We start from the raw sequence: 15,715 nt of genomic DNA, 5'->3' as shown, positions 1-15,715 counted from the left end.
ATGACCCGGATCACTCGACGCGAAACACTGCTGGGCGGCTCCGCGCTGGCTGCGCTTGCAGCCTGCGGACAGAAGCCCGCCGTAGCCGTTGCACCAACAGAAGCTGGCGCTGTTCCCGCGCCCCCAGCTAAGGATCGCATGGATGGCACGGCGATGGCCGCCGCAATTGCCTCAGGCGAAACCACGTCGATCGAGCAGGTCAACGCCGCAATTGCGCGGGCACAGGCAGTGAACGGCCAGATCAACGCCATTGCTTCGGAAATCTATGACACCGCGCGCACCGATGCCGGCCACACGCCAGCTGGCCCGTTCCAGGGCGTGCCGACCTTCATCAAGGACCTGCACAACTGGAATGGCGCGCCGACCTATTATGGCAGCCGTGCCTTCAAGGGCTACATGCCCGGCAAGGACGACCCCCTGTCGGCCAGATGGCGCGCCGAAGGCCTGGTCGTACTCGGCAAGTCCACCTCACCGGAAATGGGGCTGATGGCCTCTACCGAACCACTGGTGACCGGCGATACGCGCAATCCATGGGACACGACGCGCATTGTCGGCGGCTCCTCCGGCGGATCGGCTGCGCTGGTTGCGGCCCGCGTCGTGCCTTTTGCCCATGCCAGCGATGGCGGCGGCTCGATCCGGATTCCGGCCAGCACTTGCGGTGTGTTCGGCCTGAAGCCGTCGCGCGGCCAGCTGCCGGCGCAGGAAGGCCCGAATCCCCCGCCGGTGGATATTTCCGTCCAGCACGCCGTAACGATCTCGGTGCGCGACTCTGTGAACCTGTTTCGCGACACGCAGAAGAATGACGGCACGTTTGCGCCACTCGCCGCGAACCTCCAGCCGCTGAAACGCCGCCTGAAGATCGGTTTCACGACCGACGCCTATGCCGGTACGCAAGTGGCGCCGGAAACGAAAGCCGCCCTGGAAGAGGTGGCAAATATCTGCGCCGGGCTTGGGCACGAAATTGTCGCCTATACGCCATCCTTCTCCGGGCCGGAATTCCTGGACAAGTTCCTGCTTTATTGGGCTGCGGGCGCAGCTGATTTTGCCCAGCAGGCGAGCGCCTATTCCGGCAAGCCGGTCGGGCCGGAAATCGTGGAACCGTGGACACTGGGCCTGACCAATATGTTTATGACCCGCAAGGACGAGATGGACGCGACCGTCGCCTGGCTGAAGGGGTTCGAGGCCGCCTACGATTCCGGCTTCACAGACCAGGGCATTGACGTTCTGCTGTCGCCAGTGACCGGCAGCCCGGCCGTGAAACTGGGCGAGCAGGCTCCGACAGTGGCCTATGACACGCTTTACGACCGTGTTGTCACGTTCGCGGCGTTTACCGCCCCGATGAACGTGGCCGGGGCCGCGTCGATGAGCGTGCCATTGTCATGGTCGCCTTCGGGTCTGCCCATCGGATCTATGTTCTCAGCCAAGCGGGGCGATGACCAGCTCCTCTTCGAACTGGCACTGGAACTGGAAGCGGCGCGTCCATGGGCCGCGAGACTGCCGGGCGTGGTAGCCAGCTAGATGACTGACCAGCCAGCACCTGCAGCCAATGGCAAACCGGACGATACTCCCGGCATCGAGCCGTTCGTGTTCGGCTTCGGCTTCGCGGCCGATGGCACGGCAACGCCGCTGACATGGGAAGACGTGCTGTCTGACAAGCTGGCGACCTATCCACGCGTATGGCTGCACCTCAATCGCCTGTCGCGTCAGGCGCAGGGGTGGCTGTACCGAAAGAGCGGCCTCGACAAGGTGGCCGCGCAATCCCTGTTGCAGGAGGATACGCGGCCACGGTCCACGCGGCACGGACATGGGTTCCTGGTCAACCTGCGTGGCGTCAACCTGAACGCCGGCGAAGCGCTGGAGGATATGCTGTCCCTGCGTATGTGGGCGAGCGACACGTTGCTTGTGACGCTCCGGTCAAGGCCGATCCAGGCGACGCGCGACGTCGAGGCCATGATCAAGGCCGGCGAGGCGCCTCACTCAACAGGCGGTCTCGTGGCAGCGCTGGCCAACGCCTTGACCAACCGGATGGAGCCGGAAATCGCCGCTTTCGACGAGCAGGCGGATGGCTTTGAACAGGACATCCTCGACCCGAGTATCCGTGTCGGTCGTGCTGAACTTGCCGACTTTCGTCGAAAGGTTCTGGCCCTAAGGCGCTATATCGTACCTCAGCGCGAGGCCATGTCGCAGCTTGTTCGCGAGGGCAGCTCAGTTGGGTTTTTCTCCGAGACAGATATTCTCTACCTTCGGGAATCTGTCGACAGGGTCACCCGGCTTGCAGAAGATCTCGATTCCATTCGCGAACGCTCGGTCGTCCTGCAGGAACAGATCATGGAGGAACGCTCCGAGTTGATGAATCAGCGCCTGTTCGTTCTGTCGATCCTTTCGGCGGTCTTCCTGCCGATCAGCTTCGTGACAGGCCTGTTCGGGGTGAATGTTGGCGGCATTCCGGGATCCGGCAATCCATTGGCGTTTGGCGTCCTGATCATGTCACTCGTAGCGGCCACAGGCATCATGCTGGCGGTGTTCCGCTGGCGCCGCTGGATCTGACAGCCCTCCCTTCCCTAAGGGCATTTGTTAACCATAACTTTCGACCTGCCGCGAAAACGACGCAGTGCTTTCGTCATAATTCAATGGTGTTGGCGTAGTTAAAGATAGACGCGGCGCTTACCTGAGCGACGTACGAACCTATATTTGCTTAAGCCAATCCCTTGAAAGACGTACTCCGTGAACCGTTCTGTCGCCATCGCCCTCGGGCTTCTCATTGTAATTGTTGCTTATTTCGGCATTCGAAGCGCCGTGCGCGGCAGTATCAGCTCGCAGAGCGAAGCCGCCGTGGTCGAAACGGAGTCCAAAATTCCGGAAGCGATTGTCGAGCAGGTCTCCAGTGCAATGCACTCGGTCGTGCTTGAAGCCAAGGGACGGACAGCGCCTGACAAGGTAGTAACCGTCAAAGCAGGAACGACAGGCACAGTCGTGGCAACACCCGCCCAGGAAGGCAGCTTCGTTCGCAAGGGCGCCTTGCTGTGCGGCCTTGACGTGGAGGCCCGCAGCGCCCGCGTAAAAGAGGCCGAAGCCCAGCGGGATTCCGCCAAGGTCGATTACGAAGCCGCCCGTTCGCTCGCAGCCAAGGGCCTGACACCTGCCAATCGCGAAGCCTCCGCAAAGGCCACGCTTGATGCGACCGAAGCCGCTGTGAATTCCGCGAAGGTCGAATTGTCGAAAACCCAGATCCGCGCGCCGTTCGACGGCGTGTTCGAAACACGGCTTGCCGAAGCCGGTGACTTCCTGGCCCCCGGCGGGGCCTGTGGCGTGCTGGTCGACATGACACCGGTCATCGTGGCGGCCGAAGTGTCAGATGAATATGCCGGTCGCCTGAAACTCGGCTTGAACGCCACGGCCCGTTTGGCCAGCGGCGAATCCTTTCCGGCTAGTATTCGATACATATCGCGCACTGCCAGCGAACAGACACGCACGTTTCTGGTCGAAGCTGTACTGGAAACCGGCGATGCTATCGTCCCGGCAGGTGTTTCAGCTTCACTGATCCTCCCCGTGGCCACGGTGCCAGCCACGCTGATCTCGCCTGCCCTGCTGACGCTGTCGGATTCGGGCGAACTTGGCGTGCGCTATCTCGAAGCGGACGACACTGTGCAATTCGCCCCGATCAAGGTGATTGATGAGGGTGTCGGTGGCGCCTGGGTGACCGGCCTGCCAGACACGGCCCGCGTCATCTCAATGGGGCAGGATTATCTCAGCGAAGGGGTCAAGGTCACGCCGGTACCCGCGAGTGGAGCTGCACGATGAACAGTTTGATCGACGGCGCCATCGGGCGGGCACGCATGGTGCTCGCCATTCTCGTGTGTGCCATCATCGCGGGCACGGCCACCTATATCGGCCTGCCCAAGGAAGCCGACCCCGACATCCAAATTCCCTTTGTCGGTATCACAGTGCCGCTCGCTGGCGTGACGCCTGAAGATGCCGAACGCCTCCTGGTCAAGCCGATCGAGCAGGAAATCCAGTCGCTGGAAGGCCTCAAAACATTCAGCGGCTATGGCGCCGAAGGCGCTGGCCAGCTCATGCTGGAATTCGAGCTGACGGCCGATATCGACCAGGCCATCCTCGACGTGAAGGACAAGGTGGACATGGCCAAGCGCTATTTCCCCGATGATGCCCGCGAGCCGATCATAACAGAACTGAACGCAGCTCAATTCCCCGTCATGGTCGTGAACCTGTATGGCGACGCTCCCGAGCGGGGCCTGAACGAGATTGCTGAAGACCTCCAGGACCGCCTGGAGCGAAACGCCGGAATCCTGGAAGCCCGCATCGTCGGCCGACGCGACGACGTCCTGGAAATCATCGTCGATCCGGTCAAACTCGAAACCTACAACATCTCCTACCAGGAGATTTACCAGGTTGTTTCCGCAAACAACCAGCTCGTGCCGGCCGGCCAGATTGATACCGGCGAAGGCAGTTTTGCCGTGAAGGTCTCTGGCCTGATCCGGACGGCAAACGACGCACTGAGCCTGCCCATCAGGCGCACCGAGAACTCGGTCGTAACCCTTTCGGACGTCGCCGACGTGCGCCGCACCTACAAGGACGCAACCGGTTACGCGACCTTCAATGGCCAGCCGGCCCTGCTGATCGAAGTGGTCAAACGCACGGGAGCCAACATTCTCGAGACCGCCAATTTCGTGCGGGCGACCATCGACGAATCGGAGAGCAGCTGGCCGACGACCGTGAAGGCACAGATCACCTCCGATGCCTCTGAACTGATCGGCGAACAGCTCGGACAGCTGCAGAGCTCGATCGTCACGGCCGTGTTGCTGGTGATGATCATCTGCGTCGCCGCACTCGGCTGGCGGTCCGCCCTGCTCGTGGGCATTTCCATTCCGGCCTCGTTCGTGATGGCCTTTCTGATCCTTGGCGCCTTTGGCTACACGATCAACATGATGGTCATGTTCGGCATGGTGATCGCTGTGGGTATCCTCGTCGACGGCGCAATCGTGGTCACCGAATATGCCGACCGCAAGATGGCTGAAGGCCTGAACCGCAAGGAAGCCTACTCCCTCGCCGGCAAGCGCATGTTCTGGCCCGTCGTCGCGTCCAACGCGACCACACTCGCTGCCTTCGTGCCGTTCCTGTTCTGGAACTCGATGCCAGGCAAGTTCATGGCCTATTTGCCAATCACGCTGATCTTCGTGCTGACGGCATCGCTCGTCATGGCGCTGATCTTCCTGCCCGTACTTGGCTCCGTGATCGGCGCCCGCCCGAGTGGTACGAATGAAGACCTCGCGGCTCTCGCAGCCGATGCCGACCCCGGGCAGGCCAAAGGCTGGCTCGGCGGCTATGTCAAGCTCATCAAGGGCCTGATCGCGCGGCCTCTGATGGTGACGTTCGCTGCATTTGGCTCGGTGATTCTCATTTTCATGTGGTTCGGTTCAACTCCGCACAAATCCGAATTCTTCCTCGATATAGAACCTGAGCAGGCCTACGTTTTCATCCAGGCTCAGGGCAGCTTGTCGGCGGCTGAAGAAGCCGTGCTCGTCCGCCGCGCCGAATCCGCGATCAGCCACGTCGATGGAATCGAAGACATTTCGACCCGGACAGGCGTTGGTGGCGAAGGCAGCTTCAGCTTCGGCGGAGCATCGCCACCGGTGGACACGATTGGCCAGATCCTGCTCGATCTTGCGACCGATGACGGCGTGCATGACGGGCGCAAGACGCTCGCCCATGTCCGCGACCTGCTCGATGCCGTTCCCGGCCTCAGGTACCAGATACAGGCCCGCGAAAACGGTCCGCCTGCCGGCAAGGACGTTCAGATCGCTCTCTTGTCGGAGGATAGCGCTGCTTTGGATGCAGCCGCAGTTCTTCTCCGCACGAAGCTCGAAAGCATGAGCGAGTTGCATGAAATCGACGATACGCGGCCTCTGCCTGGCATCGAGTACCAGCTCGAAGTCGACCGTTCGGAGGCCGGCAAGTTCGGTGTCGACATTTCGCAGGTCGGCGCTGCAGTCCAGCTGATCACGAACGGCATCCTCGTTGGGCGCTATCGCCCAGACGATGCGCCTGACGAAGTCGACATCCGCGTGCGCTTCCCGCAGGGTGACCGCAGCGCTTCGGCAATCGACCAGCTCCGAATAGCTACCCCCGCCGGCAACGTGCCGCTGTCGCTGTTCGTCAACCGCGTTCCTGCGCCAAGGGTCAGCCAGATCGAACGCCGCGACGGCAAGCGCGTAATCGATGTGCGCGCAAATGCAATCGAACAAGGCGCTGGCGCTGCCATCGTCACTGAATTGAAGGACTGGATTACGCAACAGGGCATTCCTGCCAGCGTGGAAATCCGGTTCGAGGGGGCCGACGAGGACACTGCTGATGCCGGCGCGTTCTTCATGGGCGCCGCCTTGTCCGCGCTATTCATGATGGCAGTCATCCTGCTGTGGGAATTCAATAATTTCTGGCAGGTCATCCTGACGCTTACGGCCGTGATCATTTCGACAGCCGGCGTACTTGTCGGCATCCAGCTGGTGCTGCCCTACGTCTCCATCCTGATGATCGGGACCGGGGTCGTCGCGCTCGCCGGGATCGTGGTCAATAACAATATCGTCCTGATCGACACCTATAATCGCCTGCGCAGCGACGGACGCTCGCCGGAATATGCGGCGATCGCCACGGCGGCCCAGCGTATCCGTCCGATCCTGCTGACGACCGGCACGACGATCTGCGGCCTGCTGCCAATGGTCTTCCAGCTGAACGTGAGCTTTGCCCAGGGCGCAATCAATGTCGGCAGCGCATCGTCGGAATGGTGGGTCCAGCTGGCAACGGCCGTCGTGTTCGGCCTCGCCTTTTCGACCATCATGATCCTGCTGGTCACGCCAGTCTGGCTGCTGGTCCCGTATCGCGTCGGACGGTGGATGCGCCGGATGCGCGACCGCATTGTCGGTCGTAAACCGGCTGATGCGGTGCACCTCCTTTCCGGTGACCAAAAACACGAGGATCGTGATCGCATCCTGCCAGCCGCTGAATAAGCCTTCTGGCTACGACTTCCTTCAGGCGACGGTTTCGCCCGGTTTCACGTCTGTGAACCGAGCACCATCGCGCGCGAGCCGTTTCAGCGTTGCTGCCGGCTTGAACCGGTCGTCTTCGGCGCCAAGCCGTTCCATCGTGGCGAGCACCTTGTCGGCGCCGACCATGTCGCCATACAGCATCGGACCGCCCTTGTCGGCCGGCCAGCCATAGCCGTTCAGCCAGACGATATCGATGTCGGAGGCGCGCTGGGCCATCTTCTCTTCCAGTATCTTGAGGCCTTCATTGATCATTGGATGGATACAGGTGGCGATGATCTCGTCCTGCGAAGGCGCGCTGCCTTCACTGACGCCCGTGATCTTGCGGATGATGCCAGCGGTGACGTCTGACGGGATCGGCTTGCGGCTCTCGTCATAGTCGTAATAGCCGGCACCTGTTTTCTGGCCGCGACGATCAAGTTCGCACAGGGCATCGCGGATGGGATTGGCCGTCTTGGCGCCTTTCTTCCAGCCAATGTCTAGCCCGGCGAGATCCGACATCTGGTAGGGGCCCATGCGGAAGCCGAAAGCGTTCAGCGCGGCATCGACGTCCCAGGGCATGGCCCCGGCATAGACAAGTTTCTGCGCCTGCGCCTGACGCGCAAACAGGATGCGGTTGCCGACGAAGCCCGGGCACACGCCGACCAGGACCGCGATCTTGTTGATCGTCCGTGCAAGGTCCATGCAGGTCGCAATGACATCGTTGGATGTCTTCGCAGCCCGCACGATCTCCAGAAGTTTCATCACATTGGCTGGCGAGAAGAAATGCAGGCCAATGACGTCGCCGGGGCGCGAGGTCACGCTGGCGATCTCGTCGATGTTCAACGCGGATGTGTTGGTCGCGAGAATGGCGCCGGGCTTCATGATGCGATCGAGATCGGTGAATATCTTTTTCTTGATATCCATGTCCTCGAACACCGCCTCAATGATCAAGTCGCAATCGGCGAGGCTCTCCATGTCGAGCGTGCCCTGGAGCCGGGCCATGCGAGTCTCGACCTCGTCCTGCGGAAAGCGTCCCTTGTCGGCGCTACGCTGGTAGTTGCCCCGGACGACTCCGAGTCCCCGGTCGAGCGCTTCCTGCTTGGTCTCGAGGATGCGGACCTCGAACCCAGCCGTAGCAAAATTCATCGAAATGCCGCCGCCCATCGTGCCGGCGCCGATAATGCCGACCGTCTTGATCGTGCGCCGCTTTGTGCTGGCCGGGACGTCCGGCACTTCCCAAGCCTTGCGGCCGGCTTCGGCGATATAGGCGGAGACCTGTTCGGGCGTCATTGTTCGGGCTTGTGTCATGGCTGTTTCCTCATTCTCGTATGCTGCCTTGTCATGGCATTTGTGGGCCAGTCGCCTGATGCTGAGCCAGCGCCTTGTCTGGACTGACTGAAGCAGAAAGCTGATGCCTTCGCCAGTCGCGTCGCTGCGGCAGTCTTGAATTGGCGCTGGAACGGCCACGGCCAGCGAGTGCCAGATGCCCGAAATTAATGCAAGCAGCGACCCGGTCGCCCAAAAGATGCTGAAACGATCGAATTCACTCGCCAGCCGTTTTGGTCCGTTTGCATGTTCGACGATACCGGGAGAACACTAAGCCAGTCCCTGTTCCAACTGGGACCGTGCCCGGCGCAGGGTGCATGCCTTCGATGATGAAGCTGACCATCAAGCAACACGTGCAAGCGTGATGAGTTTCATCCTGCATTGCGGCAAGCTCTGGCTTGTTCCGCACTGCCTCCCACGAAGGCAAATCTCATGAACAACATTCATCTTCGACCAATAGGCGCCAGCCTATTTCTTGCGGCTGCGATTTTCAGCAGCAGTGCCGAGGCCGATGAGGCGGCCAGCCAAAGTCAGATTGAGACAGCGCTCAAGGACTCCAAGCCGCTGTTCGACCTGCGCCTTCGCTACGAGAATGTCGATCAGGACGGCTTCTCGGACTCTGCTGAGGCCCTCACCCATCGCTTGCGCGCAGGCCTTGAAACCGGCACGGCTTTCGACACATCGGTCTTGATTGAATTCGAGCATGTCGATGCCCTGATCGACGACTACAATTCCACCATCAACGGCAAGGCCGGCTTCCCCGTTGTGCCGGACCCGCGTGGCACCGAACTTAACCGTTTCCAGATCACCAATACGTCCCTGCCGGGAACGAAAACGACCCTCGGCCGTCAACGAATCGTGCTCGACGATTCCCGGTTCGTCGGAAATGTCGGCTTTCGCCAGAACGAGCAGACATTCGATGCCATTCGCTTTCAGAACACGTCTTTTGGCCAGCTAACGCTCGACGCAACGTATCTCAATCAGGTCAACCGGATTTTCGGAGACGGCTCTCCCGCAGGCCGCTGGCATGGCGATTCCTATCTGCTCAATGCCAGTCACCCAACACCGATCGGCAAAGTGACAGCATTTGCCTACATGATCGACGTGGATGAAAATGGCGGGTCGAATGCGTCACAGACCATTGGCGCCCGGCTCGCAGGGAAAAAAGAGATAGCCGGCGGCACGATCGACTACGCAGCAAGTATTGCCAGGCAGCAAGATTACGGCTCAAGCAACATTGAATATTCCGCCGAATACTATTCGGCAGAAGCCAAATTCACCTCTGGCAAATTCAATTATGGGCTCGGATTCGAAATACTGGGCGGTGATGACCAACGTGGATTCCAGACCCCGCTGGCCACCCTGCACAAGTTTCAGGGCTGGGCTGACAAGTTTTTGAGCACGCCGACAACAGGAGTGGAAGATGTTTATGCGCTGGCAGGCTTTTCAGCAGGCGACGTGGGCGCACTGTCTGGTGTGAAGCTTCTCGCGGTCTACCATGATTTTTCTGCGGAATCTGGCGGTGGCCACCACGGAGATGAAATCGACCTGCTGGCGACTGCAAAATGGCGAGAAGTGAACCTGAGTGTCAAATACGCGGATTACAATGCCGATGAATTCGCTTCCGACACGCGGAAAATCTGGTTCGAAATCGGATATGCCTTCTGATAAAGCAGCGCCGCTGCGCGTACTCATTGTCGACAATGACGCCGCACGTGCGCGCCAGGTGGAAGAGGGATTGGCCAGCGATGCAGTGGTTCACACTGCGACGCAGGTGCATGGCCGAATCCTGCTCGACCTGATCGCGGAAATCGGCCCCGATGTAATTATCATGGATTGCCAGTCACCCGACCGGGATACGATCGAAAGCTTGCGCCAGGTGGCCCAGTCGAATCCCAAGCCGATCGTGATGTTCGTCGAGGAAGAAGGCATTTCTAGCATGCAGGAAGCCATTGACGCCGGCGTCAGCGCCTATGTGATCGACGGCCTGACGCCGAAGCGGGTGCGCCCCCTGATCGACACCGCCATCGCGCGCTTCAAGCAGATGGACAAAATGCGGGCTGAACTCCGGAAAACAAAGGATGACCTTGCCTCGCGCAAAGCCATCGAGCGGGCCAAGGGATTACTTATGGAACGACAGGGAATGACGGAGAATCAGGCCTTTTCGGCCATGCGTGACATGTCACAACAGCAAGGCAAGCCGCTCAAGGATGTTGCGGAAAGTGTCATTGCGATCTTTGGAATCATTGGCAATACAGGCGGGAAAGACGCGCTATGACCAGAGCCTCCCTGAAACTCGGGTTTGCGCAACTGTCCGATTGCGCACCAATTGCCATCGCCAAGGCGCACGGCCTCTTCGAGGTAAACGGTCTTGATGTCGAATTGGTACGCTACGCGTCCTGGGCCGCTATGCGGGACGCGCTCGGGGCCGGGGTCATCGATGCTGCACACATGCTTTCGCCGATCGTCGTGGCATCGGCTGCGGGACTGGGGCCCTTTCCGGGAGCATTCACGACCGCCATGACGCTCAACCTGAACGGCAACGCAATTACGGTTGCAACCGCCTTGTTCAATGAGATGAACGAGATTGCCCCGGAGGCCATGACGCGATGTCCACTCTCTGCGGCATCGCTGAAATCAGTAATCAACTTGCGTGCCGCACAAGCCGCAGCCCCCCTGGCGCTGGCCCATGTCTACACTCATTCCATGCACGCATACGAATTGCGGTATTGGTTGGCCGCGGCAGGGATCGACCCCGACAAGGATGTCCGCCTTGTGGTCGTCCCGCCAGCTCAAATGGTGAATGCGCTTTGGGAAGGACAGATCGATGGATTCTGTGTTGGGGAGCCCTGGAACAATGCCGCCGTTTCCGCCGGGATCGGTCGCACCCTGATAACCTCGGGCGAGATCTGGTCCAATGGACCGGAAAAGGTGCTGGCCGTCAGGCACGATTGGGCAGAACAACATCCGGATTTGCATCAGGCGCTCCTGCGTTCCGTGCTGAAAGCGTGCCAATGGTTGGATCAACCGGCCAATCGGGTTGCCGCAGCGCAGATCATCTCATCGTCAAACTATGTCGGCATCCCGTTCGAGGAAATCGTCGGTTCATTGTCCGGCGAAAACCACCAGACAGCCGGCAAGTTGCAGATGGACATGCCCGACTTCAATGTATTTCATCGCTATGCGGCCAATTTTCCCTGGCATTCGCATGCAAAATGGATCCTCTCCCAGATGGTCCGCTGGGGAGAAGCGCCTGCCGATCTCGACTTTGACGCCATTGCCCGCTCGGCCTTCCAGCCGGACACGTACCGGAGCGTCGCCAAATCAATGGGTATCGCCTGCCCTCACGAAGATGAAAAAATCGAAGGCGCACACGCCCACGCCTGGCTCATGACGGACGCGTCCGCGCCCATCGCATTTGGTCCAGACAGGTTCCTTGACGGGCGCATTTTCGATCCCGCGGATATCAGGAATTATGCTGCAGGTTTCGATATTCGCCATCGCGGCAGCCGCCTTGGCGAAAGGGATGAAGCCCAGGCGCTGACCTTGGTCAGAACAGCTCGCTAGAGAGCGCGCTGCAGGACTGGCACCGAAGCCTTACCATGCTCGGCCAGGCTCAGCGGATAACGCACAAGCAGGATGGCCGGATTCGTCACATTGTTTGCCTTCGCATCCAGGGCAAGCCGGTCCAGACGAGTGGGAATGGTCCGCATATCTGTCTGGCCAGCTTTTTCTATCCAGTCAGCAGGCGCATTTCCGGGCACACCGGCGGCCATGAGGACAGACTGGATCCGCCAGGCTTGCGCAACTCCCATATAAAAGGCGACACACACGCCGGGCTTCATGACGTTTGCCCAGTCCGGTTGCGCATCGGAATCAGCCGAACGTCCAGTCGTCATGACGAAGCTTTGCAGTTCTGCCCGCTCTGTCACGGTAATCAGCGCGCCCGACGCTGCGGCGAGCGCAGCCGTTACACCAGGAACGATTTCGACCTCGGCGCCAATGGCTTCAGCAACCGCAATTTCCTCTGCCGCGCGTCCAAACACCATGGGATCCCCCGACTTGAGCCGGGCAACCAGGCGCCCTTCCGACAGGGCCGTTCGCAGGCAATCATTTATATCCGCCTGCTGAACGCCGCCATCCGAACAGCCTTTTCCGACATAGCGGCATTCGGCGCCGCGTCCCGCTAGCGCAACGACGTCCGGATCGACGAGCCGGTCGTAGAGAACGAGATCGGCTTCCGCAATCTTGCGGGCAGCTCGTATTGTCAGCAGGTCGACTCCGCCGGGGCCACACCCAATCAGAACAAGTTTTCCGGGCATATGCATCTCCATCATTCAGCTGCAACCTGGCCAACGCGCATGGCCTCTGCTCGCATGGATTCCAGGATTGTGCGGAGCTCGGGCTTGCACGATCCGCAATTTGTGCCGGCGCCAGTAGTTTTGCCTATATCCTGTTCGTTTGCAGCACCGGCAGCGATGGCAGCCTGTATCGCGTTCATGCCTGTCCCCATGCAGGAACAGACAATCCGCCCGGTCGCCTCGCCGCACGGCGGGCGCCCGGCCAGGATTTCAAATCGCGCCTCAGGTCCGTGCGAGGCCTTCAATTGGCCTGCTAGCCAAGAGCGGTCTGCGAAGACCGGGCCCCGGGCAGAAAGCTTCACCATCGCCAGCAGGCGCTCGTCATCGAACAGAGCGCCTGCCATGCTGCATTGTGCCGTCTGCAGTAACACCGCGTCAGTGTGGGAGATCAGCCCCATGGCCGCGCGGCGCATGCTCCCCGAGCCAGCGAATTCAAGTCGCCAACCACCGGGAGCTCTTGCCAGCGCCCAATAGTCAAGGGCAGCAAGCTGGTCGGCTGACGGCTCCTCGGCAAACACACCAAATCCGAACCAGTCAGTCGCGAACGGTTGGATGCGTACCGGCGTGTATTTGAATTCCGGTTGTCCCGAAACCGGATCGGTATTCGGTGCGACCAGCGCATCGACACGCGCGCATGAACTGTACCTGTCGGTCCAGTGGATCGGGACAAAGACTTCCCCTTCCCTGACGCGATCCGTTTCAAGAACTCGAAGGACGGCTTCGCCCTGGGCGCTGGCGATCTTGACGAGCCCAGCCTCGTCAAGGCCAGCGAGGCGGGCGTCCTTCGGGTGAATCTCAACGAAGGGTTCGGCCATGTGAGCCGACAAGCGCGGTGTCTTTCCGGTTCGCGTCATCGTGTGCCAATGGTCACGCACACGGCCCGTGTTCATGATGAAGGGGTAGTCCGCCGATACTGCGCTCCTGGGGCTCTCAACGGGTGTTGGCACGAACCGGGCCCGGCTATCGGGCGTGTAAAATTGACCATCGGCAAAGAAGCGATGGTCGCTTTGGTCGCCCGTCCCGGCCCGTTTTCCGCCTTTGGGCCGAGGCCATTGGAATGGCTGCATTTCGTCATAGGCCTGCTTGCTCAAATTGGCATGGGCGCCAATGTCGAAATCACGGCTGCCATTGTTCTCAAATCCGGACAGCCCGGCATATTCCGCGTAGATCTCCTCAGGCCCCTGGAAATCAAACCCGTCATAGCCCATCAGGCGTCCGACTTCACACAGCGCCTGCCAGTCGTGGCGGGTCTCCCCTGGAGGCCTTAGAAAACTGCGCTGGCGCGAAATGCGCCTTTCCGAATTCGTCACGGTTCCGGATTTCTCACCCCAAGCAGTCGCTGGCAGAACGATGTCGGCGAGCTTTGCCGTATCAGACGTGGATACAACCTCCGACACGACAACCAGCGGACAGGCCTCAAGTGCAGCCCTGACCTTGTCTGCATCAGGCATGGACACAACCGGATTGGTCGCCATGATCCAGATCGCCCTGATCCGACCGTCGGCAACAGCATCGAACATATCGACTGCCTTCAGGCCCGGTTTTGCGGCGATTGCGGGCGACTTCCAGAACCGCTGCACCCGATCGACATCGGCAGGTGAAAAGTCCATGTGCGCGGCCAGCTGGTTGGCGAGTCCACCCACTTCTCGCCCGCCCATGGCATTGGGCTGGCCGGTAATCGAAAATGGGCCCATGCCGGGCTTTCCAATGCGTCCGGTCACGAGGTGCGTGTTGAGAATGGCGTTCACCTTGTCCGATCCGGTGGAGGACTGGTTCACGCCTTGAGAGTAGACCGTCAGCGTTCGGTCTGTCTCCTCCACCCATGAGAAGAACTTGGTGAGATCGCGTTCCGGAATCCCGGTGGCATCGGCAACCTGAGAAAGCGGCAAGGTACCTGCGGCGCTCAGTGCGTCTTCCAGTCCTTGGGTATGTGATGCAATGAAATGCTCGTCCCGTGCGCGGGACCGGGCCAGATGCCGGAACAGCGCATTGAACAAGTGCACATCGCCGCCCGGACGAATGGGCAGGTGCAGGTCGGCCGCTTGCGTTGTCGCCGTCTGGCGAGGATCGATCACAACGATGCGCGTACCCCGTTTGCGCTGTGCCTCCAGAAGGCGCTGGTGAAGCACCGGATGGCACCAGGCGAAATTGCTGCCGACCATAACCACAAGGTCGGCAAGCTCCAGGTCCTCATAACATCCCGGCACCGTATCTGCCCCGAATGCCCGTTTGTGGCCGACGACCGACGACGCCATGCACAGGCGTGAATTCGTGTCGATATTGGCGGAACCGATGAAGCCCTTCATCAGCTTGTTGGCGACGTAATAGTCTTCCGTCAAAAACTGGCCAGAGACGTAGAACGCGACACTGTCCGGGCCATGCTCCTCAATGGTTCGGGAAAAGCCGTCCGCCACCCGTCCGATGGCATCCTCCCAGCTGGTTTCAGCACCGTGGACCACTGGCACAAGGAGGCGCTCCTTGAGATCGATCGTCTCTCCCAGGGCTGAGCCCTTGGAGCAAAGCCGTCCCTTGTTGGAAGGATGCAGCGGATCGCCCCGCACCTCGGCCGTCTGGCCATCCGACGACGCCCTGACGCGCACACCGCAGCCCACTCCGCAATACGGGCAGGTCGTGGCGACTTCAGGGACGGAGACGGCCGGTGCATCCATGAATCAGGCGCCAACCCGCACAGACACTCGATTGTCGTCGACCCTGACGCCGTAGGTCTTCACGCAGCCGGCGTCGGCCCCGGCTGCCCGACCGGTCGGAAGGTGCATGATGAGCCCATGCAGTGGACAGGTAACGCCGTCATCGTGGACGATCCCCTCCGACAACGGACCTCCCTTGTGAGGGCATTGATTGTCCAGCGCATAGACCTTGTCCTTGCTGGTGCGGAACACCGCGACTTCCTGCCCGAATATCCTGACCCTCCGTGCACCCCGTTCCGGGATATCGTCGAGGGCACACACGTCGACCCATCGTTCCATG

General features: G+C 60.5%; 11 protein-coding genes. 7 read left to right on the top strand and 4 right to left on the bottom strand.

The genetic code is table 11. The features are described from left to right. The 4 genes from AC0L7I_RS08445 to AC0L7I_RS08430 all read left to right on the top strand — a co-directional run bounded on the left by AC0L7I_RS08445 (position 1) and on the right by AC0L7I_RS08430 (position 7,022). Complete coding sequence (locus tag AC0L7I_RS08445) at positions 1 to 1,518, top strand: amidase family protein (RefSeq protein ID WP_473396006.1); 1,518 nt, start codon at positions 1 to 3, stop codon at positions 1,516 to 1,518. Then, positions 1,519 to 2,547, top strand: coding sequence for a zinc transporter ZntB (locus AC0L7I_RS08440; RefSeq protein ID WP_473396005.1), 1,029 nt, complete (start codon positions 1,519 to 1,521; stop codon positions 2,545 to 2,547). A 177-nt stretch (positions 2,548 to 2,724) separates the two neighbouring features. Further along, positions 2,725 to 3,801, top strand: a complete 1,077-nt coding sequence (locus tag AC0L7I_RS08435) for an efflux RND transporter periplasmic adaptor subunit (protein WP_473396004.1) — start codon at positions 2,725 to 2,727, stop codon at positions 3,799 to 3,801. Beyond that, complete coding sequence (locus tag AC0L7I_RS08430) at positions 3,798 to 7,022, top strand: efflux RND transporter permease subunit (protein WP_473396003.1); 3,225 nt, start codon at positions 3,798 to 3,800, stop codon at positions 7,020 to 7,022. The genes AC0L7I_RS08435 and AC0L7I_RS08430 overlap by 4 nt, the downstream gene beginning before the upstream one ends. Before the next feature lie 21 nt (positions 7,023 to 7,043). Here the strand turns inward: AC0L7I_RS08430 and AC0L7I_RS08425 are convergent, their stop codons facing one another. Continuing rightward, positions 7,044 to 8,348 (bottom strand): 3-hydroxyacyl-CoA dehydrogenase, encoded by a 1,305-nt coding sequence (locus AC0L7I_RS08425; RefSeq protein ID WP_473396002.1) that lies wholly within the window; start codon positions 8,346 to 8,348, stop codon positions 7,044 to 7,046. A gap of 450 nt (positions 8,349 to 8,798) precedes the next feature. On the opposite strand from AC0L7I_RS08425, the gene AC0L7I_RS08420 reads away from it, so the two are divergent. From AC0L7I_RS08420 to AC0L7I_RS08410, 3 genes are read left to right on the top strand one after another with little or no spacing between them, the layout of a single operon-like run. After that, positions 8,799 to 10,034, top strand: a complete 1,236-nt coding sequence (locus AC0L7I_RS08420) for an alginate export family protein (RefSeq protein ID WP_473396001.1) — start codon at positions 8,799 to 8,801, stop codon at positions 10,032 to 10,034. After that, positions 10,024 to 10,644 carry an ANTAR domain-containing response regulator gene (locus tag AC0L7I_RS08415; protein ID WP_473396000.1) on the top strand — a complete coding sequence of 207 codons (621 nt, stop codon included), beginning with the start codon at positions 10,024 to 10,026 and terminating at the stop codon, positions 10,642 to 10,644. The genes AC0L7I_RS08420 and AC0L7I_RS08415 overlap by 11 nt, the downstream gene beginning before the upstream one ends. Beyond that, positions 10,641 to 11,933 (top strand): CmpA/NrtA family ABC transporter substrate-binding protein, encoded by a 1,293-nt coding sequence (locus AC0L7I_RS08410; RefSeq protein WP_473395999.1) that lies wholly within the window; start codon positions 10,641 to 10,643, stop codon positions 11,931 to 11,933. Before AC0L7I_RS08415 ends, AC0L7I_RS08410 begins: the two co-directional genes overlap by 4 nt. Here the strand turns inward: AC0L7I_RS08410 and cobA are convergent. From cobA to nirD, 3 genes are read right to left on the bottom strand one after another with little or no spacing between them, the layout of a single operon-like run. Then, complete coding sequence (cobA, locus tag AC0L7I_RS08405) at positions 11,930 to 12,688, bottom strand: uroporphyrinogen-III C-methyltransferase (RefSeq protein ID WP_473395998.1); 759 nt, start codon at positions 12,686 to 12,688, stop codon at positions 11,930 to 11,932. The genes AC0L7I_RS08410 and cobA overlap by 4 nt on opposite strands. An 11-nt stretch (positions 12,689 to 12,699) precedes the next feature. Beyond that, on the bottom strand, positions 12,700 to 15,396 hold the full coding sequence (locus AC0L7I_RS08400) for a molybdopterin-dependent oxidoreductase (RefSeq protein ID WP_473395997.1): 2,697 nt from the start codon (positions 15,394 to 15,396) through the stop codon (positions 12,700 to 12,702). A 3-nt stretch (positions 15,397 to 15,399) separates the two neighbouring features. Beyond that, the gene (nirD, locus tag AC0L7I_RS08395; RefSeq protein ID WP_473395996.1) at positions 15,400 to 15,714 is read right to left on the bottom strand and encodes a nitrite reductase small subunit NirD; all 315 of its coding nucleotides are present in this window, start codon (positions 15,712 to 15,714) and stop codon (positions 15,400 to 15,402) included. Position 15,715 lies beyond the last annotated feature (1 nt).

Source organism: Hyphomonas sp. J20-32 (genome assembly GCF_055808555.1).
Note: the sequence above shows the minus strand (reverse complement) of the source record. Positions and strands in the feature narration are given on the sequence as shown.